Genomic DNA, 22,855 nt, shown 5'->3' with positions numbered 1-22,855 from the left:
TCCCGACGACGGCCGGTCCGGCCGCCGTCGTCGGTGGTGCCGTCGTGCGTGGGTGCCGCTCAGCCAACGGCCACCGCGCCGATCTGCTGCATGAGGGCCAGGTTGTCGGTGGTGCCCCAGTGCTCGGCCACCTTGCCGTCCTCGACCCGGATGATGTCCGTGCAGTCGAACTCGACGCTCTTGCCCGTGGCCGGGATGCCGGCCATCTCGCCGCGGTGGGTCCCGGTCAGGATCACGTGGCATGCTTCCATGTTGCCGGCGGACATTGAGGGCTCAATCGCCTTGACCTTGATGTCCGGGAAGGCGGACCGCATGGTGTTCACGAAGAATTTCACGCCGTCCTTGCCGGACGGCTGCCCGGGAAGGCCTTCCTCGTGATCGACATAACTGTCCGTCGCCAGCTCATCAATGAGGGCAAGATTTCCGCTCTCCACGACGTCCTTGTAAAACCGCTCTATCAGTCCAATACCCTCCGACATTTCCTGCTCCTAGTAGGCGAGAGACCGAATTGGATCCCCCAGGCATGTGGCCAGGCGCGGCCCGCTCAGCCGACGCAGCCGAGGCTCCGTTCCGGGAGCGCCCGGGCATGCGGCACCGGAAAAACCTGTGCCTAAGTAGTGGAGAAGGGGCGAATCGCCTCGTTAAGGCTGAAGGTATGCCCGGGCTTTGAAAGTGTCAAGATGCTCCGGCCACAGCTTTTTGGCTGGGTCCGACACCCAGCTACGGCAAGGGAATAGGCCGCCCACCAGCCGTCGTTGTGAAGGGGCGATTCCGGGTCCGGCCCCCACCACCGGCACAATGGAACCATGCCCCTCACAACTTTTGCGCTCATCCGTCACGGCCAGACCGACTGGAATGCCGAGCGCCGGCTTCAGGGCTCCACTGACATTCCGCTGAACGACGTCGGCCGCGGCCAGGCGCGGGAGGCTGCCGCAGCCTTGTCCGGCGACGAGTGGGACGCGATCGTGTCCTCGCCGCTGGGCCGTGCGGCCGAGACCGCAGACCTGATCGCCGCCGGGCTCGGCCTCAGCGTGGGCCGCCACGTTCCCGAGCTCACCGAGCGCTCCTTCGGCCCGGCTGAGGGGCTGCAGGACGGCCCGGAGCTGGACGCCCTGCGCATCCCCGGCGGTTTCCGCGGCGCCGAAACCGAGGACGACGCCGCCGACCGCGGACTGGGCGCGCTGGAAGCCCTCGCGGAGGAGTTCCGCGGCGGCCGTGTCCTGGTTGTGGCGCACGGGTCGCTGCTCAGGGTCAGCTTGAGCCGCATAGCCGGCCGCCCGCTGCCGCGGGTCGACAACGCCGTACTCAACCTGGCCCACCACCACGCCGTCGACGGCTGGGAGCTTGAATACTTCAACGGCGAGCGGTTGGCCGCAACCGTCAGCTGACCACCGGCGGGGCGAATTATGCCGTTCGACTCGCTCGATTGATTCCCACAACTGGAACGCTGCCCCGATGCGTACCGGCTCCCGGTGGTAAGACGGTTAGTGCTTCTTTGAGCGCAACCGCCCCGCATTCAGTCCTCGTCGAGACTGATTTCATCAGCTCGAAACGGAGTGACCGAAAACTCCCCTTTCAGGACGCTCTCCTTCTCAGAACGCAGCTGGCTTACAAATGTTGCGTGCTGGAATTGACCCGAATCGTCTCGAAAGTCATTTTTCCAAACTTATCGGCTTCAATGTCGCGGATTGCGTGTAACATCCGATTTGCGGGTATCTGAACCCGCGACGCTCGTGGGGGAAGCGAACATGCTTGTGACTGTCGGTTGGGGAGCCGTGCCGCCTTTGCGGACTGCGTTTCCGCCCGGGCTCCCCCTATGCGCATCCATCACTGCACCCACTCCGCACGCTTCATATTGCACGTCGGTCAGGTGTCCTATGAAAGGACTCTCATGAGCCAATCCCCGAATTTCGCCCCCTACCCGCAGGCCCCTGCCTATGGGCAGGCCCAACAGAGCAGCAAATCATTCCTCGTGACTTGGTTGCTTTCCCTCCTCCTCGGCGTTCTCGGCGTAGACCGGTTCTATCTGGGCAAGATCGGAACCGGCATCCTCAAGCTCGTCACCTTCGGCGGTCTGGGCATCTGGGCACTGATAGACCTCATACTCGTACTGGCGAACAAGACCCGCGATAAGCAGGGGCTTCCGCTCGAGGGTTACGAAAAGCACAAGAAAATTGCCTTGATCGTCACTGGCGCATTCCTCCTCCTGAGCATCATCATCAACGCCAGCCGCGCCGGAGCTGCCACGACCTCCGCGACGCCCGCTTCCGCCGTGAACGACTCGGCCGGTGCCACCGCTGCCGCCCTCCCGTCCGAGACGGCAACCGTGGATCCCGCCGTCGCGAAGGCCGAAGCGGAGGCTGCCGCAAAGGCCGCCAAGGCCGAAGCCGACGCTGCCGCGAAGGAAGCCAAAGCGAAAGCCGATGCTGACGCCAAGGCCAAGGCTGATGCCGACGCCAAAGCCAAGGCCGACGCCAAAGCCGAAGCCGCTGCGGCCGCCAAAAAGGCAAAGGCCGAAGCCGACGCTGCTGCCAAGGCTCTGGCCAACGCAGGGACGATGAGCCAGCAGAACGCCCGCAACAAGGCTGGCGACTACCTCGAATTCGCCGCTTTCTCGCGCTCGGGCCTGATCGACCAGTTGGTATTCGAGAAGTATTCGCCCGCGGACGCGACCTGGGCTGTGGATCACATGACGGTCAACTGGAACGAGCAGGCGGCCAAGAAGGCCAAGGACTACCTTGACATGACGTCCTTCTCGCGTCCCGGTCTGGTCGACCAACTGATCTTCGAGGGCTACACCCCGGCGCAAGCCGAGTACGGCGTAAGCAAAACGGGCCTCTAAGAACGCGCTTCAGTTCCATCTGCGTTGGCCCTGAGGTCGCAGCCAACGCAGATGGAACTACGAGGCGTCTCGGCCTCCAGCCGACCGCGGCACTAATAGTCGAAGGGGTGCGTACGGGATTGTGACCCGAGGACGGGAACAGCCTCGGGCGCACCGGTCCATGAACGCCGCATTAACGAATGTATCGACCCGCCCGTTAGTGGCTGGGAGCTCCAGAAAAAGAAAATGGGAATAATGAAAAAAGAACTGGCCCTGACGGGTTTGCTTTGTCTCGCGCTAACAGGGTGCGCGGGAGGGACCACGCCCCAAGCTGCTCCGACGGTCACAGAGACCGTCACCGTGACGGAAACGGCCACCGCAACTGTAACGGTGACAGCCGAAGCCGCCGCTCCAGTTGCTGCAGCGCCCGTGGCAGCCAAACCTGCCGCTCCCGCTCCGCCCAAGACGGCCGTTATTCCGGCCGCAGTTGCGGGCATGAATGCTCAGGCCCTGGACGACGACCTAACTGCTTTGGGATTCGAGAACGTCATCTTCAACGCTGATACAGGCAAGACAGTCCTCTGGCTGAGCAACTGGACAGTGACCGGAATCGACAACCCGGGCGCCAAGCAACCCCTTACTAAAGCTGTTGTCGTTCACGTAACCAAATAGCCTCTCGGCGGGTGCGGATGGCCAAATTCAACCGTCTGCACCCGCCTGTCACTGCACGGAGTCCCGATGACGGATTTCCGGCTCACAAGAACCGCAAGACAGCGCCAGCCCCGCCTCAGACCGACGAACGCTCCCCCACTGGCCCCGCGAAGAACGCGGCGAGCTCCGCCGTCGCGGTCAGGGGCAGGACGGTGGCCACGTACTGGTCCGGCCGCACCACCACCACGACGCCGCCGCGGTCCAGGCCGCGCTGCTCAAAGATGTCCGCCCGCGGATCCGCGGCGTAGACCTTCTCGAGGTAGTTGAGCTGGAACGGCCCCACGGCAGGCTTGAAGACTGCCGGCACGGCGGTGATATCCACCTCCGTGTGCTCCTGCTGGTAGATGACCTTCACGTCGAACCAGGCGTCGCGGTCCAAACCCGCGGGGGTGGCGGCGAGCGGCGAATCCGGCGCCTCGGCCAGCCAGGCGGCCAGGTCCGTGGTGGGCGACGCCGCCCCCGCCACAGCCTGGTCCGCGAAGACGTAGATCCGCCACCGGCCGTCCGCCGTGGCCTGGTGGCCCAGGTGCAGCGGATTGGTGTCGCAGACCCGCACCACGGGCGCGGACTTGAAGCGCTTGCCGATCGGGAAGCCGGTGGCCAGCTCCTGGTGCGTAGCCTCGCCGATCAGCATCGACGGGGTGTACTGGGTCATGAAGCCGGCCGGGAACTCCGCGGTGCTGACGTAGAAATCCTCCAGCTGGGACGGGCTGTCGAATTCCTCCGGTTTCTTCGCCATCAGGGTCGACCATTCCTTGTCGAAGTCGATGAGGTTCTTCGCGACCACCTGGCGTTCGGCTGAGTAGGTGGCCAGCAGGCTCTCCGGGCTGCGGCCTTCCAGCACATGCCCCAGCTTCCAGCCGATGTTGAAGCCGTCCTGCATGGAGACATTCATGCCCTGGCCGGCCTTGGCGCTGTGGGTGTGGCAGGCGTCGCCGGTGATGAACACGCGCGGCGTGCGGGTGCCGCGCTCCTCCGGGACGACGTCGTCGAACCGGTCGGTGAGGCGGTGGCCCACCTCGTAGACGCTGTGCCAGGCGACGTTGCGCACGTCCAGGGTGTAGGGGTGGATGATGGCGTTCGCCTTGGCGATGATCTGCTCGATGCTGGTGCTGCGCACCGCGCCGGCGTCGCCCTCCGGGACCACGCCCAGATCCACGTACATCCGGAAGAGGTGGCCGCCCTCGCGCGGAATCAGCAGGATGCTGCCGCCGGCGCCCGAGGTGATGGCGCATTTGGTGCGGATGTCCGGGAAGTCGGTGTTGGCTAGCACGTCCATCACGCCCCAGGCGTGGTTGGCCTTGTCCCCCGCCATGGTGCAGCCGATCGAATCCCGCACCTTGCTCCGGGCGCCGTCCGCGCCCACCACGTACTTGGCCCGCACGGTGCGCTCCCGGCCCGCCTCCGGTCCGGAAGTGTGCGCGAGCGTCACGGTGACGGGGTACTCCCCCTCGCCGACTTCCAGCCCCACGAATTCGTAGCCGTAGTCCGGTTTCATCCGGGTGGGGGCGTTGGCCATGACTTCGGCGAAGTAGTCCAGGACGCGGGCCTGGTTGACGATCAGGTGCGGGAACTCGCTGATCCCGGCCGGGTCATCCAGGGTGCGGGCGGCGCGGACAATGCGGGACGGGTCCGCGGGGTCCGGCTTCCAGAACGCCATCTCCGTGATCCGGTACGCCTCGGTAATGATCCGCTCGGCGAAGCCGAAGGCCTGGAACGTTTCGACGCTCCGGGCCTGGATGCCGTCGGCCTGGCCGATGGCGAGCCGGCCCGGCCGGCGCTCCACGATCCGCGTCGTGATGTCGGAGAACTGGGAGAGCTGCGCGGCGGCGACCATGCCCGCGGGCCCGGTGCCCACAATCAGCACGTCGACGACGTCGGGAAGCTCTGCCGGGCGGTCGACCCCGACGCCGGCGGCGGGCTGGACCCGCGGGTCCCCGGATACATAACCGTGGTGGTGGAAGTGCACGGGATTTCCTTACGTCGTTGTAGGGCTGGCTGCTGCCGTCAAAATCGATTGTTCGATAATAGAACTCAATGTTCTATTATCGAACCGCTGAGTTGACTATAGGCGCCCCGAAGGCGCGCAGGCAAATATTTTGTGGCTCCGCTCACACATAGCCCCCGTGGTGCGGGGGCGTCAAGGGCTCCGTCGGCAGTGCCGGCCGGACCGCGCTAGGCCGGCCGGCGCTCCCGCCAGAGCAGCGACACGACGAAGACCACCGCGCCGAGGCCGAGCATGACAAACACCATCAGCCCCCAGTTCGCCTGGCTGACTCCGGTGCCGTAAAAAATGCCGATCAGCACTGTCGCGGTGATGGCGCCGAGGTAGCGGCACGTCTGGTAGATCCCCGCCGCCACACCACGCTCCTCCAACCGGGTGGAGAGGTACATGCCCTGGCTGGACGCGATACTGACCACGCAATACGGGACCCCCAGCAGCGCCGTCATCGCCAGCACCAGCGGAGCGGCCAGGGACGCGGTCAGCAGCCACATGGTTCCGGACGCGGCGATCAGCAACACGACCCCGGCGATCAGCACCCGCCGCACGCCGAAGCTGTCGATGGCACGGACCGCGAACGGTGTTCCGACCACCGAGATGGCGGCGAGCGGCAGCATCAGCAGACCCACGATTCCCGGGTCGTAACCGCCGGCGGTCTGCAGCAGCTGCGGGAGGCCGAAGAAGGCAAAGTAGTAGACGCCGTTGAACAACGCGAAGCCCAGGTACACCAGCAGCAGCGGCCGGTTGGTCCCCAGCAGCCGCAGGTCAAGGAAGGGCGGGCTGAAGCGCAGCTCCCGCACGGTGAACAGCACGGCGAGCAGCAGCCCGCCGCCCAGCAGCCACCAGCGGTAGGCGGGCAGCACATTGAGCAGCGCCATCATCACCAGCACCAGGGCGCCGATGAACGCGCCGATGCCCGGCAGGTCCGAGTCGCGGAGCAGCTCCGATACCTTGCCGCGTTCCCGCTCAACGTCCGCCGGGGCGAACCGGCGGACCACCAGGATCGCCGCCAGCGCCAGGGGCACGTTGATCAGGAACAGCGCCTGCCAGCCCACCAGGCTCACCAGCAGTCCGCCCACCACCGGTCCGACGGCGGCCGCCGAGGTGTTCGCCATCTGGATCCGGCCCAGCGGCCGGGTGGATCTGACATTTGCCTGCCGGGCCAGCGCCGCGACCATCACGACGGCGCTGGGATACGCCGTGGCGGTGCCGAGCGCCATGAACGCCCGCGCCACGCAGAGCAGCGCGAAGTTCGGCGCGAAGGGGGCCAACGCGCAGGTCACGGCCACCAGGGCCATGCCCAGCAGGAACAGCCGGCGCGGGCCGAAGCGGTCCGCGAGCCGTCCCATCAGCGGCTGGCCGGCCGCCGAGGTCAGGTAGAAAGAGGTGACCACCCAGGTGACCGTGGCGACGTCGAGCGCGAAATCCGCGCGCAAGACCACCAGCGCGACCGCGATCATCGAGGAGTTCAGCGGGTTCAGCGCCGTGCCGAGGCTGAGCCCTGCGATGGCGATGCCGGTGCGGGGAGAGTTGCTCACGGCAACAGTCTGTCCTACGACGGCGGCCGGCACCGAACCCGCCCGCCGTCGCGGACCAGTTGGGCCGTCACAGAACGCAGGCTTTGACGGCTAGCGCCCCTACTGACCCGGCGCCCGGTAGGTGGGCGTCTTCTTGACCGCTTCGTCGATGTCTTCCACCGTCATGAGCGGCTTCAGCCGAACGTTGACGTTGCCGGTGGCATTGATCATCAGCGAGAGGGCTGCGGCATCGGCGTCGCTCGGGGCCTCAAGGACACCCAGGACGTCGGTGTCCCCGAAGGCGTAATAAAAGCACTCGAGCGATCCGCCCACGGATTTGAGGGCGTCCATCAGGGCGTCGCGGCGTTTGCTGCCGCCCTCGCGCATCAGTCCTTTGATTCCTTCGCCCAGGTAATTGGCTTCAAACAGATACTTGGTCATGGCAGTTCCTGTCCCGTGAAGTCCAGGACGCAGGCATCCGGGGTGTGCGGGCACCCCGGCGAGGGAGGGTCCTGGAGCCGGTCCCGGAGTGGGGCCGTCGAGGCACAGCGTAGGCCCGCTCCGGCACACTGACAACGGGTTCCGGAAAGTCCGACGGCGGCATCCCACCACCCAGGGGTCGGCTCCGGGTGGCGCGTCAGAGAACCTTGGAAAGGAACGCCTTGGTCCGGTCATGCTGCGGGTTGCTGAGGAGCTGCCGGGGAGGTCCGGCTTCCACCACCACACCCTCATCCATGAAGACCAGGGTGTCCGCAACCTCCCGGGCGAACCCCATCTCGTGGGTCACCACGATCATGGTCATGCCGCTCTTGGCCAGCCCCTTCATCACGTCCAGGACTTCGCCCACCAACTCCGGGTCCAGGGCGCTGGTCGGTTCGTCGAAGAGCATCAGTTTCGGGTCCATGGCCAAGGCACGGGCGATCGCCACGCGCTGCTGTTGGCCACCCGACAGGTGCGCGGGATAGGCATCCCCCTTGTCCTCCAGCCCCACACGCTCCAGCAGTTCCATAGCCCTGGCGGTGGCCGCTGCCTTGGACTGTTTTTTCACCCGCATGGGTGCAAGGGTGATGTTCTCCAACGCGGTGAGATGCGGGAACAGGTTGAACCTCTGGAAGACCATTCCGATGTCCTGCCGTTGGTGCGCTGCTTCACTTAGCTTGAGCTCGTAGAGCTTGTCGCCCTTTTGACGGTAGCCAACCAGCTGGCCTTCCACCGACAGCCTGCCGCCGTCGACGCGCTCCAGGTGGTTGATGCAGCGCAGGAAGGTCGACTTGCCTGAGCCGCTGGGGCCCACGATGCAGAGCACCTCGCCGCGGTCCACTTCCAGGCTGATCCCGCGCAGCACCCTGTTGGTGCCGAAGTTCTTGGAAACCTTTTCCGCAAGGACCATGGGAGCGCCGGTCATCCTTTTCCTCCAAAGTCGTTACCGGTCGGGGCGCCGGGCGCCCCGGGGGCGCCCTGCACGCCAGGTCCCGCCGTCGCCGCCGGCCCGGGCTCCGCGGGTCCCTTGCTGGTCTTCATCCGGCCGGTTCCGCGCGAGAACCGCTTTTCGATGAAGTGCTGGCCGACCATCAGCACCGAAGTAAAGAGCAGGTACCAGAGGGACGCGACGATCAGCAGCGGCACCGGAGTGAACGTCACCGCGGAGATGCCGCGGGAGACGCCGTAAAGGTCAATGCTCAACGGGATCGCGGCCACCAGGGAGGTGGTCTTGAGCATCGAGATAACTTCGTTCCCCGTGGGCGGAATGATGATTTTCATGGCCTGCGGGACCACGACGTACCGCATCGTCTGCCCCCAGGACATGGCCAACGCCGTCGAGGCCTCGGCCTGGCCCTCGTCCACGGACAGCAGGCCGGCCCGCACGATCTCAGACATGTAGGAGGCCTCGTTCAGGCCCAGGCCGATCACGGCGGTGATGAACAGGTTCGTGAAGACCTCGTTCGGGATGGTGACCCACGGCGTCATGAACGGAATCCCCAGGGTGAACACCGGATAAATCAGCGACACGATGCCCCAGAAAACCAGCTGGACGTAGACCGGAGTTCCCCGGAAGATCCAGATGTAGAGCCACGCGATGCTCTTCAGCACGGGGTTCGGGGAGAGCCGCATGATGGCCAGCAGGAGCCCGATGACGATCGCACCGATCATCGCGTAAATGGTCAGCCACAATGTCACCCAGGCGGCCTGGCTGATCCGGCGGTCGAAAATATACTTGCCCACATCCGCCCAGCCGTAATCAGGGCGTTGGGCGGCGTCGAGCACGAACACCGCAAGGCCCAACAGCAGGAGCACGGCGATCACGTTCCGCCAGGGGTGGCGCAGCGGGATCGCGACGATGGCCTCCGCCGGGGCGTCGTCCGTCCCGCTGCCCACGCCGGCGCGCTGCGCGTTACCGGCAGGCTGCGCCCCGCCGGCCGGCGCCGCGCCCGCGGGCAGCGGCTTGGCCGGGTCCGGCTCAATCATCCGGTCGGGTTCCCGCTCGCTCATGGGGTGTCACCCTTTGGCGGCCACGTTGAGTTCTGCCGTCTTGATGCCGCCGGCTTCCACTCCCCACTTGGCCAGGATCTTGGTGTACGAACCGTCGTCGATCAGCGACTGGAGCGCCTTCTGCAGGACCGGGGTGAAAGCGCTGCCCTTCGCCACCGGGATCCCGTACGGTGCCACCTCGAACGCGTCGCCGGCGGTCTGCAGCTTGTCCTTGGTCTTGGAAATCGCGTACAGCGTCACGGGCGAATCGGCGCTCATCGCGTCGACCTGCCCCACCACCAGGGCGTTCGTGGCCTGGTCCTGGGCGTCGTAGCGGAAGATGGTGATGGCCGGCTTCCCGGCATCCGTGCAGGCCTTCGACTTGGCCGGCACCTCGTGCGTGTCCTCGTAGGTGGTGGCCTGGACGGCGACCTTGAGCCCGCAGGCGTTCTTCGGATCCACGGTCTTGCCCTTGGGCGCGGCCCACTGAATGCCGGCGGAATAGTAGTTCACAAAATCCACCTGCTTTTCGCGTTCCACGGTGTCGGTAAAGGAGGACATCCCCATGTCGTCCTTCCCTGCCCGGACGGCCGGGAGGATGTTATCGAAGGTGCCAATGTCGAAATTGACCTTCAAACCCATCACTTTTCCCAGCGCGTTAGTGAGATCCACGGACCAGCCTGCGGGTGCCCCGTTATCGTCCTTGAACTCGTTGGGCGGGTAATTGTTGGCCATGCCGACATTGAGCACGCCGGCGTTCTTGATTTTCTCCGGCAGGGCCGCAGCAATGGCGTCGTTCTTTTTCACGTCGACGGCGTCGGAGCTTGCATTCGCTCCGCCGGAGGCGGCGGGTTCGCTGTTGTTGACACAGCCTGAGAGGGAGAGCGCGGTTGCGATCGTGAGAACGGGAAAAAGGTATCGAGTACGCATGGTTTCCTTAGCTGTTCAGGGATTCATTGGCCTCCCGCGGCGCTGCGGGAGAACTCTGGGTGCCTGCTGGATCAGAGTGAATCACTTCGTGTCGCCTGACGCCGTCGATTCAAGGATTTCCCCGGAATGACGAATGTCCTGGAGAATTTCTCCACCCCGGGCTTTCAACTCGGGAATGCTGGAAACGCCTACTAACGTCATCGTACGCCGGAGTTCGTCCGCGAGGATCTCGATGATCCGTCCGACGCCGGGCGACCCCGCGGCGACCAGCCCGTAAAGGTAGGCCCGGCCGATCGAGCAGGCGTCGGCGCCCAGCGCGAGTGCCTTGAGGATGTCGCTGCCCCGCCGGATGCCGGAGTCCACGTAGATCTCGATCGAACCGCCCACGCGCTGCCGCGATTCCTGCAGGACGTCCATGGGGCTGAGCATGTGGTCGAGCTGGCGTCCGCCGTGGTTGCTCAGTTGCACGGCGTCCAGCTCAATGCGCGAGGCTTTGGCGACGTCGGCAGGGTTGACGCAGCCCTTCAGGACGATTTTGCCGCTCCACGCCTGCCGCAAAGCCTCCAGCTCATTCCATCCGCTGGTAGCGTCCGAGTGGCCCAGGATGTCCTGCCACATGGCGGGCGTAATCATGGAGGTTGCCGCCGCGCTGCGGGGGTCCAGGTTGGGGAAACTGATGCCGTCCGACTTCAGGAAGTTGATCCACCAGGCAGGACGCCGGGCGATGTCTGCGATGGTTGACAGCGTCAGCGCGGGAGGCGCGGTGAAGCCGTTGTGCAGATCCCGCTCCCGGGATCCCAGCGCGCGGGTGTCGACGCCGACAATGAGCGTGGTGAAGCCAGCGGCTTCGCAGCGTGCCAGTTTGTCTTTGAGCGCCCGGGCATCGGAGGTGAGGCCGAAGTTGAACCAGCGGTCAAGGTTCGGCTGGCGCGCCGCGATCGTTTCCATCGCCACGGTGCTTAGCCCTGCCAGCCCGTACGGAATACCGGCCCGGTCTGCAGCCGCGGCGACGGCCGCTTCGCCCTCGGGATGGAACAGCCGGGTGGCTCCGGTCGGGGTCAGGGTGAGCGGCAGGGCGCTTTCGTTCCCCAGCAGGGTGGTGGTCGTGTCGGGTCCGGATACCGGGCCCCAGCTGGGCATCAAGGCCCAGGCATCGAAGACGGCACGGTTGCGGCGCAGCGTCACTTCGTCCTCGGACCCGCCGTCGAGGTAGTCGAAGATCCCGGTGGGCAGCACTTTCCGTGCCGCCTTCCGGTACTCCTCAACGTTGAAGGCGTTGGCCAGCACCCGGCGCCGGCGCGACAAGATGGGCGCCTTGACCTGGATGAGCTGCCTGGCTTCGCTGACTTTCAAGGAGGGCCTTTCAACTGGGTGGGTGCGCGTTCTGGTCCGTACTCAGCCCTTGGTCTTCGCCACCGTCATCAGGATCGCCGAGTCCTCTTCCGCCATCAGGCTGTGCAGCCCGTCGGGCACAATCAGCAGGTCGCCGGCCTTCCCCTGCCAGGATTCCTCGCCGGCCTGCAGCCGGACGCAGCCGCGGATCACGTAGACGGTCGCCTCCCCCGGGTTCTGGTGCTCGCTCAGCTGCGTCCCGGCCTTGAACGCCATCACGGTCTGCCTGAGCACCTTCTCGTGGCCGCCGTAAGCGGTGTCTGCGGCCCGGCCGCTGGGCGCCGCGAGCGCCGCCGTAACCTGCTGGCGGGCAAGGGCCTCGATCGATATCTTCTGCATGCGGGTCACCCTACCCACCGCTGAGGTCCCTGCCGAGGGCCATTTGTCCCGACCGTCAGCCGAAGCGTTTCTTCTATCTCCCGGCTGCGCCTACCCTGAACCCAACGGCCTGCGTTGCGGGCCGCCAAAGTCCGCACCGTCGCAAGGGAGCGTCGAATGAGTGAGGCCACCGCCGGCCCGGTCCGCGAAGCACTCGACGACGGCGCCCTCCGCACGCTCGCCGCCGCCAGTTTCGGTCTCCCCCAGCTCCGAGAGGGACAGCTCGAAGGCATGCACGCGCTCGCCGTCGGCCGGGATGTCCTCGCGGTGATGCCCACCGGGTACGGGAAGTCGGCCATCTACCAGGTCCCGGCGCTGCTCCTTCACCGGCAGCTCAAGCGGCCCACCGTCGTCGTCTCCCCGCTGATCTCCCTCCAGGAGGACCAGCTGGACGGCCTGGCGGCCGTGCTTGGCCCGGACTACGCCGTCGCCGTTAATTCCTCGCACAGCGCCGCGGAGCAGGAGAGCGCCTGGCAGGCCGTGGAGCACGGCGAGGCCGCGTTCCTCTTCCTCGCCCCGGAGCAGCTGGCGAAGGCCAGCACGGTGGAGCGGCTCGCGGGCCTGAACATTGCCCTGTTCGTGGTGGACGAGGCCCACTGCGTGTCCACCTGGGGTCACGATTTCCGGCCCAACTACCTCGGCCTGGGCGAGGTCCGCGAGCGCCTGGGCAACCCGACGACGGCGGCCCTCACTGCCACCGCCGCTCCCCCGGTCCGGGAGGAGATCCTGGACCGCCTGCGGATGACGGATCCGCTGGTGCTGGTCCGCGGCTTCGACCGGCCCAACATCAGCCTGGACGTCATCCGGCACCACGAGGACAAGGAGAAGCGCCGTGCCGTGGTGCGGCAGGCGGCAGAGTTGGTCCGCGAGCTTCAGGGCCCTGGCCTGGTCTACGCGGCCAAGCGCAAGGACACCGAGAAGTACGCCGCGAAGCTGGCGCAGAAGGGCCTGCGCGCCGCGGCCTACCACGCGGGCCGGAGCGCGGCGGAACGGGACGAGGTGCACCGGCAGTTCCTGGCCGGGGACCTCGACGTGGTGGTGGCGACGACCGCGTTCGGGATGGGGATCGACAAGCCGGACGTCCGGTTCGTGCTGCACGCGGACATTCCCGAGTCGCTGGACAGTTACTACCAGCAGTTCGGCCGCGCCGGACGGGACGGCCGGCCCGCCGTCGCGGCGCTGCACTACCGTTCCGAGGACCTGGGCCTGCGCCGCTACTTCGCCACCCACCGTCCGGACCAGGAGGCCCTGTTGGCCGTCCTCGACGTCCTGCGCGACGCCGAAGGCCCGGTGCCGCCGCAGGTCCTCGCGGCGGCCGCGGGGTTCCCGCCGCGCCGGCTCACTGGGCTGCTGAACCAGCTGCAGGACACCGGCGGGGTGACAATGGCGTCCGACGGGGTGGGCCTGGCGCCGGGCGCCGATCCCGCGGCGCTGGTGGAACGCGCCGTCGACCTCGCCGCGGCGCGCGAACGAGTCGACAAGTCCCGCATCGCCATGATGCGCGGCTACGCGGAGACGCACCGCTGCCGGCGCCAGTTCCTGCTGGGCTACTTCGGCGAGGACTTCCCCGCCCCGTGCGGGAACTGTGACAACTGCGGCGACGGTTCGGCAGGAAGGACGCACGGCGACGGCGCTGCCACGGCCGGTTCGTCCATGGCCGGCGCGGAAGAGTTCCCGCTGAACGCGGCCGTGGAGCATGCCCTCTGGGGTCCGGGCCTGGTGATGGGCCACGACGACGGGCTGATCACGGTGCTGTTTGAGCGGGAGGGCTACAAGACCCTGTCCCGGCAAGCGGTGCTGGCGAGCGGGTTGCTGAGGCCGCTGCCGTGATGCCCGCACCATGGGTGTGACCCGCGCTCAGTAGAGCACCCGGAAGTTGCTGAAGGCTCCGGTGGCCGGAGAGATCCGCTCGTCCACGTGGTCCACCCGCCCCGGCGCCTCCGGCGAGCGCAGCCAGGCCCGGAACTGCAGCACCACCGCCTGCGGGCCCTCGACGACGACGCCGACCGTGCCGTCGTCGTTGTTCCGCACGGTGCCGCGCAGGGCGAGTTCCTCGGCCTTGCGCACTGTCCAGTACCGGAAGCCGACCGCCTGCACCATGCCCTGCACCCGGGCCGTCAGACGCACGGCGGCACCCGCGTCCGCAGCCCCGGATCCACCAGCAAAATCAGCCATGCCTCCAATGTAGTCCCGGTCCGGTGCCGCCCATATCCGGGACCTTTGCCCCTTTCAGCCCTGTCCCGGGCCAAGGAGGGTGGAAGAAGACCTCCGGCACAGCGCACTCAGCGGACACCCCGCGACGCCTGCCGGAACGCCTGAAAGGAAAAGACAATGGCAGGACAATTCGAAATCTTCACCGACGCAGAATCGAACGTCCGGTTCCGGCTGCTGGGGGCGGACGGCACAGTGCTCGCTGTCTCAAAAGCCTTCGAGGACAAGCGTTCCGCGGCGGACGGCATCATGGCAGTCCGCGAGTGCGCCGGCACCGGACTGATCCGGGAGACCCATTCAACTCCCTGGGGCGGCACCACCTGGACCAAGAGCAGCACGGCGGCCCGCCCCCACAGCCGCCAGCGACGGCACTTCCCCGCCGTGTAAATTTTGGGATGCGGGCGCCGCGCCTGGGCGCCGCGCCTGGGTGCGGCTACCCCGTCGCCTTCGCCGGCCGCAGGGACGTAATCATCTTCCGGATTGATTGGTATTCCTCCGTGCCGGCGTAGCGCTTCGCCTTCTCCAGATACGGCAACGAGGACGGGCCGGGGGTGAGGTTGTTCGCCGGGTTGTAGGTGCCGCCGAACAACGCCCCGCTCGGCGGCCACAGGAAGAGATGGAACATGGGGCAAGCGAGCGGCCCGGTTTCCTCCGGCATCATGGTGATCCCGTAGGCGGCCGTGGTGTTCGGGCTCGGGCCCGGTCCGGTGCCGTCACCGCGGGATTCGAAGACATAGCGTGGAACGCCCCGGTCCGCGCTGCCCGCTTCCACCAGGGCCTGGAGCGGTTGTGAATCGTAGACCTGGTACGGGTACTGCACGGTGCACTCCGCGCCGGTGACGATGTTGGTGCGCAGCTGGGCCATCGGTTTCCCAGCCGCGTTGGAGACATCCACGAAGGCTCCACCGAGGTCACCGCCGGGATCCCGGGCGGTCCAGCCGGGCGGGTAGTCGAAGGACAGGCCGTCCGAGGTTGTGAAGGTCTGCCAGTCCGACGGCGTTGTCTCCGGCGGCGTTGCCGTTGCTGCAGTCGGTAAGCCGGGCACCGTCCTAGTGGTGGGTGCCGTGCTCTCCGTCGGTGTTACCGGGGCTGCGCAGCCGGCGAGCAGTACGGCCAGCGCAAGCGCGGCGCCCGCCATTTGCCGAGCACGTGCCACCGGCGGACTACTTCCCCGCCGGTCGCAGGGAGAGCAGGGCTTGCCGGATGATCTTGTACTCGGCGGTGTCCTTGTATACCTCCGGCGTGTCCACATGCATGGGCTTGCCGGGCGTGGTGTCGAACGGGTCATAGATGCCGCCAAAGGACGCCGTGTTCGGCGGCCAGGTAAAGGACTGCGCGAACGGGCAGGCCTCGGTTCCGGCGGGCTTCGGCGCGGAGGTGATGCCGTACGCGTACGTCTGCGCCTTACTTGGATCGGCCGCGGCGGAATCGACCCGTGCCTCATAGGCGAACCTTGGGGTCACTCCGGACTGGGTGAGGGCCGGGATCGGCGCGGAGTCGTAGGCCATGAACTGCGACTTGGTGCTGCACGCCGGTGCCGGTCCCGCCTGGGTCCGCAGCGTCGCCATGGTTTTGCCGTAGTCACTCACCAGCGCGGCAGCACTGCCGGTCACTTTGACCGACCAGGTCGCCGGGTAGTCAAACGTCAGAGTCCCGTCCGGCGTCGTGTACGACTTCCAGCCCGCCGGGGCCGTCGTCGTGGAGCTGGGTGCGGAACTGCTCGAGGGAGACGGTGATTCCGCCGTCGGCGAGGCGCTCGCGGTAGCGGAGGCCGACGTCGTGCCTGGCGACATGCTGGCCGGCGCACTGCTGGCTGGCCCCGCCGCCGGCGACCCGCACCCAGACAACAAAACCGCCGCGCAGAACGCGGCGGAACCTAATGTGCCGAATGAGATCCTATGGCTCATGTCACCCTCCCCCAGAGATGCAAGTGGTGGCACTATTCTGGGGCTTTGCCCCGCGGATCCTAGGGGCTTAGGTCCCGAATTGTCTCCGGTGGGGCACGGATGCGGCGCGGGAGCGTTGGGGTGACCAGACCCACGTTGACATTCCACCGATTTCAGTTGATCAGCGAAGCTTGCTAGACCTTGAAGGATGCAAGACTTTCTGAGCTCTGCCATGCCCTTCCTCGCCGTGGCCCTGGCCGTGGCCGCCGGGCTGACCGCCTCCTGGCTGGTGCGCCGTGTCATCCTCCGGCTCAACCGCAAGCAGGAGGCCCTCCGGGAAACCTCCCGGATGGCACGGCTGCCGCTGCGCTTCGCGCTCTGCCTGATCGGGGTGCGGATCGCGCTGGCTGTGACCACCGACGACGCCGACTGGCGCCGCAACGTGGACCACGCCCTGGCGATCGCGCTGATCGGCTCCGTCGCCTGGCTGGCGATCGCCGTGCTGCTCATCATCGAAACCATGGTCCTCACGCGGTACCGGGTGGACGTGGCGGACAACCGGCGTGCCCGGCGGCTCCGCACCCAGGTGATCCTGGCCCGCCGGATCGGCGTCGCGCTGATCGCGGTCGTGGCGCTGGGCAGCATCATGCTGACCTTCCCCGCGATCCAGGCCCTCGGCGCGGGGCTGCTGGCCTCTGCCGGCGTGATCTCGATTGTGGCCGGTCTCGCGGCGCAGACCTCACTGGTCAACGTCTTCGCCGGCATCCAGCTCGCCTTCACGGACGCGATCCGGGTGGACGACGTCGTGGTGGTCCAGAAGGAGTGGGGTCGGATCGAGGAGATCACCCTGACCTACGTGGTGGTCCACATCTGGGACGACCGCCGGCTGATCCTGCCCTCCACGTACTTCACCACCACCCCGTTCGAGAACTGGACGCGGCGCCAGTCCGAGGTCATGGGCACCGTGGAGTTCGACCTCGACTGGCGTGCCCCCGTGGAGGCCATGCGGGCGGAGCTAAAGAAGGTCCTCGCCTCGACCGAACTCTGGGACAAGCGCGTGGGCATCCTGCAGATCACCGACGCGACGGCGGGCTTTGTCCGGGTTCGCATCCTGGTCAGCGCCGGGGACAGCGCCTCGCTCTTTGACCTGCGCTGCCTGATCCGCGAAGAGCTGGTGCTCTTCCTGCAGCAGGAACACCCGACGGCGCTGCCGCACGTCCGGCTCGAGTCCATGCCGGCCGCCGGAGCCTCGACGCCGCCCGCGCCCCGCCGTCCGGGCAAGCTCTCCGCGGCGGACGACACCGCCTCGCGGCTGCCCTCCGATCCGCACGATTCACAGCTGTTCACCGGTTCCATCGAGGCCGTGCAGCGTTCCCGTGCGTTCTCCGGCCCGGGCGAGGATGTGTTCGAGGACCGCGACAAGTCGATCGCGGCGCAGAACTAGGCCCGCCCTGCCGGGCCAGTCTTCCCTCGCGGCTGGTGCAGGTCGATAATCGGAGCCATGACCATTCCCCCAGCGCCCGAGCCGTCCCCGTTCCCGCCGGAACCGGGGCCGACGTCGCCCGAGCCGCAGCCCGGCGATCCGTTCCCGCCGGATCCGGGGCCGACCCCGCCAGCCCCCATGCCGGCGCCCGGGCCAAGTCCGACGCCGGGACCCACGCCGACGCCGGGCCCGCTGCCGATCCCGGATCCTGGGCCGGTCCCGCCGCCGTCGCCTGTGCCGCCGCGGCCCGACCCCACAAGGTTCTGAACCGCGGTTTATAGCAACGCGGGGTCACTTACGGCCCATCCTGATAGCCAGGATGGGCCGTAAGTGACCCCGCGTTGTTTGTAGAGGGTCGGGACTGACTCCTCGCCGGGCGCCTAGTCGATGACGATGTCGTGGGTCCGGTGGTCGTACTGGATGACCAGCAGGCCGCCGCGGTGGTGCACCTCGTGGTTGGCGCCGTCGAAGTGGCCGAAGGCGCCGTAGTTCTCGTCCCAGGACCGGTTGATCGCGATCTTGAAGCTGTAGGAGCCGGCCGGCAGTTCCGCGGCGAGCTTCCAGAGTTGGTCCACCTCGTCCAGCTGCATCTGGACCTCGTCGTACTGCGGGGCCCAGTTGGCAGGCGCACCCAGCAGGACGGTGAAATCGCCGGCAACGGCAACCGCCTCTGGTTGCTCGATGGCCACCACGCCTGCTGCAGGGGCGGCTTCGGCGGACGCCTCGGACGCCGCCTTACGCTTCCGGACGGCCTTCGCCACCGGAGCCACGGCCTCTTCGACCAGCTTGGCAGCTGTGTCGGCCACCTTTTCGGCGACCTTTTCCGCCACCTGGACGGCCTTCGGGGCTGTCTTGGGCGCCGGCTTGCCGGCGGCTTTCCCGGCCGGGGCGGACGGCAGCGGGGTGTCGGCCGGGACCGGAGTACCGGCGTCGAGCGCTGCCGTGAAGGCGGCGGGGTCGGCGAAGGCGACCGTAGCGCGCTGGCCGTCCTCGGTGATGGTCCAGCCGGAGCGGCCCTTGACCAGCCAGCCGGCCTTGACCAGCTTGGCCGTCGCGGTGGTGAGGGCCTTGTGGCCGCGGGGAATGCCGCCGCTGAGCAGTTCGCGCTCATGGTCATTGAGCGGCACCCGGGCGATGGCCTCGCCCAGCACGACGCCGGCGTTCAGTTTTTCGCCTGACCAGACCCCCTCGGCCAGGACGTCCAGCACAGCCTTAAGCCGAAGGTTCGTGTTTTCCGCAGCGTTCGCGCCCATGGGTCTCCTTTAGAAGCAATTGATCCACCTGCATTTTGCCAAGGTTCGGCAGGTTCCGCGACCGGACCGGGTTAACTCTGGGTGTCGTGACCCACTATGACGGACCGGAGTGCCGCTGTGCGGCTAGATCCGGGGGATCAGCACCGGGGTGTTCTTCTTGTACGCCTCGTAGTCGGCCTGGCCGCCCCACTTGGTGTCGGCTTTCTTTTCGAGATGCGGTACGCCGCTGACCTTGGTGATCAACAGAGCCACGAACACCGGTGAGATGAGGGCAACCCACTGCCAACCTTGCAGTGTGGGCAAGGCAATGATCGCGACGCCGACCCAGAGCAGGATTTCGCCAAAGTAGTTCGGGTGCCGGGACTTCGCCCACAAACCTGTCGAGATGAACTTGCCCTTGTTGGCGGGGTCCGCACTGAACCGGGACTTCTGGGAGTCCGCCAAAACCTCGCAGCCGAAGCCCGCCACCCACACCAGGAGGCCGGCTACGGCGAAGCCATCCAGCGCTACCCGGTTCGCGGATGTCATGGCCACCCACGCGGCAGCGGCGGTGAACGCCACCCAAATGCCCTGCATGGTCCAGACACTGAGGAAGCGGACAAAGGAGGGCTTGATGTCGTCAAAACGGTCATCCTTGCCGGCCCGGCTGATCCGACGGAACAGGAACGTACCCAGCCGGACCGCCCAGACAAGCACCAAACCCGCGAGCAACAATCCCCGCGCGTCGATGCCCGGAGTGAGCAGGACGAGCAGCAGCGTGACGGCGATGTAGCTCAGCGACCCGGTCAGGTCGAAAAACTTTTCCGTCTGCGCCAGGAACGCCGGAATGAACGCCAGCCACTGGATCAGGAAAGCGGCCCCGCCGGCCAGCGCGAAAACGGGAATCCCGCCGGCCACGGCGCCGCCCTGGCTGCCGGCAACCGCCAGCAGCGCCCCAATCACGACAACCCCGGGAATGCTGGCGAGGGCTTTGCGGTCCGAGTCTTTCATCAGGATGTTCCTTTCACAGGCGTCGCCAAGCGCTGGCGCTCCGGGGCGGGGAACCCCGCCACCATCAGTATTGTTCAATACTGGAGAATCGCAGCCCTGACTGGCCGCCGCCTATACTTCGGGGAACGCCAGCACCTTGCCGACAAGAGGAGCCACCATGACCGGTCCCACCAAGAAGTGGCTGCTCGCTTACGCAGTTGCCGCCGTCATCTTTGCCGGCATCGACGCCCTCTGGATCAGCACCGTGGCGAACAACCAATACCGCAGCCAGATCGGGCACCTGCTCCCCGCCAGCTTCAACGTCCTGGGCGCGGTGCTGTTCTACGTCGTCTACGTCGTGGGCATAGTGCACTACGGCATCCGCCCCAACGATCCCAATGCCACACTGCGGAGCCGGGCGGCCGGGGCGGCGCTGTTCGGTTTCTTCACCTACGCAACCTGGGCCCTGACCGCGTTCGCGATCCTCAAGGACTTCCCCGCCGTGGTGGCATTGACCGACATCGTTTGGGGAGCCGCGGTGTGTGCGGCCGTCACCGCTCTCACTGCCCTGCTGCTGCGGCTGGGCAAACCCGTTGCCCACGGCAAACAAGCTGGCTAGAGTGGGTTGATCGCCGCCGCCCCCGCTCGCTCGGGGCTGATCTGCGGCACTCCCCTCTGGTTCAGGAGATCTCCATGGAATCACGCACCCTCGGCTCACTCACCGTCTCCGCCCTTGGGCTCGGCTGCATGGGCATGAGCGAGTTTTACGGCCAAGGCGACGAAAAGGAGTCCGTCGCCACCATCCATGCCTTCCTCGACGCGGGCGGAACGCTGCTGGACACCGCGGACATGTACGGCCCGTTCACCAATGAAAAGCTGGTAGGCAGCGCGATCGCCGGACGCCGCGACGACGTCGTCCTCGCCACCAAGTTCGGCAACGAACGCCGCGAGGACGGTTCGTGGGTCCGCATCAACGGCACGCCCGAGTACGTCCGGGCCGCGTGCGACGCGAGCCTGCAGCGCCTCGGTGTCGACCACATCGACCTGTACTACCAGCACCGGGTGGACAAGACCGTGCCGATCGAGGAAACCGTCGGCGCCATGGCCGAGCTGGTCCAGGCCGGCAAGGTCAAGCACCTGGGCCTCTCCGAAGCCAGCGCCGACACCGTCCGCCGCGCCCACGCCGTGCACCCGATTACCGCGCTGCAGACCGAATACTCTTTGTGGGAGCGCGAGCCGGAGACCAAGATCTTCCCGGTCCTCGCCGAACTCGGCATCGGCTTCGTCCCCTACAGCCCGCTGGGCCGCGGCTTCCTCACCGGCCAACTGCGCAGCGAGGAAGACTTCGCTGAGGACGATTTCCGCCGCCACTCGCCGCGTTTCCAGGGCGAGAACTTCACCCGCAACCTCGAGCTTGTGGACCGGGTGACGGAACTCGCCACGGAGAAGGGCTGCACCCCGGCGCAGCTGGCCCTCGCGTGGCTGCTGGCGCAGGGCGAGCACATCGTGCCGATCCCCGGGACGAAGAAGCGCGAACGGCTGCGGGAGAACCTGGGCGCCGTCGACGTCGAACTCTCCGAGAACGACCTCGCCCGGCTCGATGAGCTGGCTCCGGCCGGCGTCGCCGCTGGCGCGCGCTACCCGCACATGGACAGCATCGACGTCTGAGACCACAACGCGGGGTCACTTACGGCCCATCCCCAGGGGTGGCATGGGCCGTAAGTGATCCCGCGTTGCGTCAAGGGCTTTAGCGTCCCGAGGCTGCCAGTTCGGCCAGCAGCTCGGTTTTGCGTTCCTCGCTCGCGAAGGAGGACCGGATGGAGTTGGCGGCGAGCCGCACGCAGTCGAACTCGGAGAGCCCGATCACGGACTTGAGCTGGGCAAAGTTCTCATCCACGTACCCGCCGAAGTAGGCCGGGTCGTCCGAGTTCACACTGACGTTGAGCCCGGCCGCGAGCATGCCCGGCAGCGGGTGCTCGGCCAGGGTGTCGACCGCGCGGAGCCGGACGTTGGAGAGCGGGCAGACGGTCAGCGGCATGAGTTCGTTGACCAGGCGTTCCACCAGCTCTGGGTCCTCCATGCAGCGGATGCCGTGGTCGATCCGTTCCACGCCCAGCACGTCCAGCACCTCGATGATGTACGACGGCGGGCCCTCCTCGCCGGCGTGCGCGATGCGGTGCAGTCCGGCCTCCTTGGCGCGGGCAAAGAGCCGTTCGAACTTCGACGGCGGGTTGCCCACCTCCGCCGAGTCCAGCCCGATGCCGGCGATCGGCGCGTCCATCGCCAGCAGTTGCTCCAGCACCTCCAGCGCCGACTCTTCGGAGAGGTCGCGCAGGAACGCGGCGATGAGCAGGGTGGAGACGCCGAACTCCTGCGCGGAGGTGGCCAGCACGGAGGCCACGCCGTTCACGCACGTCGCCAGCGACACGCCGCGGGACAGGTGCGCCTGCGGATCCAGCATGATCTCGGCGTGCCGCACCCCGGCTGTGGCGGCGCGCGCCAGGTACGCGCGGGTCATATCGGCGAAGTCCTGCTCGGTCTGCAGCACGGCCATGTTGGCATAGTAGAGATCCAGGAACGACTGCAGGTCCGTGAACTCGTACCGCGCGCGCAGCTCGTCCAGGTCCGCGTAGGGCAGCGCGATCCCGTTTCGTTCCGCGAGCGCGAAGATCAGTTCCGGCTCCAACGTGCCCTCGATATGCAGGTGCAGCTCGGCCACGGGCAGCGCGGCATGGACTCCTGCCGGGACCTCCGCGAACTCGGGGACGCCCTCAGCCTGGGCCGCGTCGACGCCGCCATTGTTAGTTTCCATTCGGTAAGGATATGCCTGCCG

The 22,855-nt window shown here is 67.0% G+C and carries 24 protein-coding genes; 8 read left to right on the top strand and 16 right to left on the bottom strand.

Features of this window, described 5'->3' with window-relative positions; all coding sequences use genetic code 11:
• Positions 1 to 59 precede the first annotated feature (59 nt).
• Positions 60 to 479: an ester cyclase gene (locus tag AC1DH3_RS09655; RefSeq protein ID WP_476909165.1), complete on the bottom strand. Its 420-nt coding sequence runs from the start codon at positions 477 to 479 to the stop codon at positions 60 to 62.
• A gap of 327 nt (positions 480 to 806) precedes the next feature.
• Here AC1DH3_RS09655 and AC1DH3_RS09650 point away from each other — a divergent pair, with 327 nt between their 5' ends.
• The 3 genes from AC1DH3_RS09650 (at position 807) to AC1DH3_RS09640 (ending at position 3,493) form a co-directional block, all read left to right on the top strand.
• A complete protein-coding gene (locus AC1DH3_RS09650; RefSeq protein ID WP_476909164.1) occupies positions 807 to 1,388 on the top strand; it encodes a histidine phosphatase family protein in 582 nt (193 codons plus the stop codon).
• A 503-nt stretch (positions 1,389 to 1,891) separates the two neighbouring features.
• On the top strand, positions 1,892 to 2,842 hold the full coding sequence (locus AC1DH3_RS09645) for an Ltp family lipoprotein (protein WP_476909163.1): 951 nt from the start codon (positions 1,892 to 1,894) through the stop codon (positions 2,840 to 2,842).
• A gap of 234 nt (positions 2,843 to 3,076) precedes the next feature.
• The gene (locus tag AC1DH3_RS09640) at positions 3,077 to 3,493 is read left to right on the top strand and encodes a hypothetical protein (RefSeq protein ID WP_476909162.1); all 417 of its coding nucleotides are present in this window, start codon (positions 3,077 to 3,079) and stop codon (positions 3,491 to 3,493) included.
• A gap of 115 nt (positions 3,494 to 3,608) precedes the next feature.
• On the opposite strand, the gene AC1DH3_RS09635 is transcribed toward AC1DH3_RS09640, so the two are convergent.
• The 8 genes from AC1DH3_RS09635 to AC1DH3_RS09600 all read right to left on the bottom strand — a co-directional run bounded on the left by AC1DH3_RS09635 (position 3,609) and on the right by AC1DH3_RS09600 (position 12,181).
• Positions 3,609 to 5,501, bottom strand: coding sequence for an FAD-binding monooxygenase (locus AC1DH3_RS09635; RefSeq protein WP_476909161.1), 1,893 nt, complete (start codon positions 5,499 to 5,501; stop codon positions 3,609 to 3,611).
• A 206-nt stretch (positions 5,502 to 5,707) separates the two neighbouring features.
• Entirely contained in the window at positions 5,708 to 7,072 is a 1,365-nt protein-coding gene (locus AC1DH3_RS09630; RefSeq protein WP_441418365.1) for an MFS transporter, read from the bottom strand.
• A 99-nt stretch (positions 7,073 to 7,171) separates the two neighbouring features.
• Positions 7,172 to 7,492, bottom strand: a complete 321-nt coding sequence (locus AC1DH3_RS09625) for a GYD domain-containing protein (RefSeq protein ID WP_476893080.1) — start codon at positions 7,490 to 7,492, stop codon at positions 7,172 to 7,174.
• Between the two features lie 196 nt (positions 7,493 to 7,688).
• Positions 7,689 to 8,456: an amino acid ABC transporter ATP-binding protein gene (locus tag AC1DH3_RS09620; RefSeq protein ID WP_476909160.1), complete on the bottom strand. Its 768-nt coding sequence runs from the start codon at positions 8,454 to 8,456 to the stop codon at positions 7,689 to 7,691.
• On the bottom strand, positions 8,453 to 9,541 hold the full coding sequence (locus AC1DH3_RS09615) for an amino acid ABC transporter permease (RefSeq protein WP_476893082.1): 1,089 nt from the start codon (positions 9,539 to 9,541) through the stop codon (positions 8,453 to 8,455). Before AC1DH3_RS09615 ends, AC1DH3_RS09620 begins: the two co-directional genes overlap by 4 nt.
• A 6-nt stretch (positions 9,542 to 9,547) precedes the next feature.
• Entirely contained in the window at positions 9,548 to 10,450 is a 903-nt protein-coding gene (locus AC1DH3_RS09610; RefSeq protein ID WP_476893083.1) for an ABC transporter substrate-binding protein, read from the bottom strand.
• Between the two features lie 81 nt (positions 10,451 to 10,531).
• Positions 10,532 to 11,803 carry an alpha-hydroxy acid oxidase gene (locus AC1DH3_RS09605; protein WP_476909159.1) on the bottom strand — a complete coding sequence of 424 codons (1,272 nt, stop codon included), beginning with the start codon at positions 11,801 to 11,803 and terminating at the stop codon, positions 10,532 to 10,534.
• Positions 11,804 to 11,845: 42 nt separating this feature from the next.
• A complete protein-coding gene (locus tag AC1DH3_RS09600) occupies positions 11,846 to 12,181 on the bottom strand; it encodes a cupin domain-containing protein (RefSeq protein ID WP_441418359.1) in 336 nt (111 codons plus the stop codon).
• Positions 12,182 to 12,337: 156 nt separating this feature from the next.
• Between AC1DH3_RS09600 and AC1DH3_RS09595 the strand changes: the two genes are divergently transcribed.
• Positions 12,338 to 14,050 (top strand): RecQ family ATP-dependent DNA helicase, encoded by a 1,713-nt coding sequence (locus AC1DH3_RS09595; protein WP_476909158.1) that lies wholly within the window; start codon positions 12,338 to 12,340, stop codon positions 14,048 to 14,050.
• Positions 14,051 to 14,077: 27 nt separating this feature from the next.
• Here the strand turns inward: AC1DH3_RS09595 and AC1DH3_RS09590 are convergent, their stop codons facing one another.
• Positions 14,078 to 14,395 carry an acylphosphatase gene (locus tag AC1DH3_RS09590; protein ID WP_441418357.1) on the bottom strand — a complete coding sequence of 106 codons (318 nt, stop codon included), beginning with the start codon at positions 14,393 to 14,395 and terminating at the stop codon, positions 14,078 to 14,080.
• Positions 14,396 to 14,551: 156 nt separating this feature from the next.
• Here AC1DH3_RS09590 and AC1DH3_RS09585 point away from each other — a divergent pair, with 156 nt between their 5' ends.
• Complete coding sequence (locus AC1DH3_RS09585) at positions 14,552 to 14,818, top strand: YegP family protein (RefSeq protein WP_441418356.1); 267 nt, start codon at positions 14,552 to 14,554, stop codon at positions 14,816 to 14,818.
• 46 nt (positions 14,819 to 14,864) lie between these two features.
• On the opposite strand, the gene AC1DH3_RS09580 is transcribed toward AC1DH3_RS09585, so the two are convergent.
• From AC1DH3_RS09580 to AC1DH3_RS09570, 3 genes are read right to left on the bottom strand one after another with little or no spacing between them, the layout of a single operon-like run.
• A complete protein-coding gene (locus tag AC1DH3_RS09580; protein WP_476909157.1) occupies positions 14,865 to 15,587 on the bottom strand; it encodes a hypothetical protein in 723 nt (240 codons plus the stop codon).
• Positions 15,588 to 15,594: 7 nt separating this feature from the next.
• The gene (locus AC1DH3_RS09575) at positions 15,595 to 16,044 is read right to left on the bottom strand and encodes a hypothetical protein (protein ID WP_476909156.1); all 450 of its coding nucleotides are present in this window, start codon (positions 16,042 to 16,044) and stop codon (positions 15,595 to 15,597) included.
• A gap of 25 nt (positions 16,045 to 16,069) precedes the next feature.
• Positions 16,070 to 16,270 carry a hypothetical protein gene (locus tag AC1DH3_RS09570; RefSeq protein ID WP_476909155.1) on the bottom strand — a complete coding sequence of 67 codons (201 nt, stop codon included), beginning with the start codon at positions 16,268 to 16,270 and terminating at the stop codon, positions 16,070 to 16,072.
• A gap of 255 nt (positions 16,271 to 16,525) precedes the next feature.
• Here AC1DH3_RS09570 and AC1DH3_RS09565 point away from each other — a divergent pair, with 255 nt between their 5' ends.
• Positions 16,526 to 17,761 (top strand): mechanosensitive ion channel family protein, encoded by a 1,236-nt coding sequence (locus AC1DH3_RS09565; protein WP_476909154.1) that lies wholly within the window; start codon positions 16,526 to 16,528, stop codon positions 17,759 to 17,761.
• 419 nt (positions 17,762 to 18,180) lie between these two features.
• Here AC1DH3_RS09565 and AC1DH3_RS09560 read toward each other — a convergent pair whose 3' ends face one another.
• Together AC1DH3_RS09560 and AC1DH3_RS09555 are read right to left on the bottom strand one after the other, a co-directional pair.
• Positions 18,181 to 19,053 (bottom strand): pullulanase X25 domain-containing protein, encoded by an 873-nt coding sequence (locus AC1DH3_RS09560; protein ID WP_441418351.1) that lies wholly within the window; start codon positions 19,051 to 19,053, stop codon positions 18,181 to 18,183.
• A gap of 123 nt (positions 19,054 to 19,176) precedes the next feature.
• Positions 19,177 to 20,043, bottom strand: coding sequence for a DUF1295 domain-containing protein (locus tag AC1DH3_RS09555; protein ID WP_476909153.1), 867 nt, complete (start codon positions 20,041 to 20,043; stop codon positions 19,177 to 19,179).
• 157 nt (positions 20,044 to 20,200) lie between these two features.
• Here AC1DH3_RS09555 and AC1DH3_RS09550 point away from each other — a divergent pair, with 157 nt between their 5' ends.
• Both AC1DH3_RS09550 and AC1DH3_RS09545 read left to right on the top strand, forming a co-directional pair.
• On the top strand, positions 20,201 to 20,641 hold the full coding sequence (locus AC1DH3_RS09550; protein WP_441418349.1) for a DUF2177 family protein: 441 nt from the start codon (positions 20,201 to 20,203) through the stop codon (positions 20,639 to 20,641).
• 74 nt (positions 20,642 to 20,715) lie between these two features.
• A complete protein-coding gene (locus tag AC1DH3_RS09545; protein ID WP_441418348.1) occupies positions 20,716 to 21,690 on the top strand; it encodes an aldo/keto reductase in 975 nt (324 codons plus the stop codon).
• Positions 21,691 to 21,769: 79 nt separating this feature from the next.
• Here AC1DH3_RS09545 and AC1DH3_RS09540 read toward each other — a convergent pair whose 3' ends face one another.
• Positions 21,770 to 22,834: an adenosine deaminase gene (locus tag AC1DH3_RS09540; RefSeq protein WP_441418347.1), complete on the bottom strand. Its 1,065-nt coding sequence runs from the start codon at positions 22,832 to 22,834 to the stop codon at positions 21,770 to 21,772.
• Positions 22,835 to 22,855: the final 21 nt, after the last annotated feature.

The organism is Arthrobacter sp. 05L428, assembly GCF_056397665.1.
Note: the sequence above shows the minus strand (reverse complement) of the source record. Positions and strands in the feature narration are given on the sequence as shown.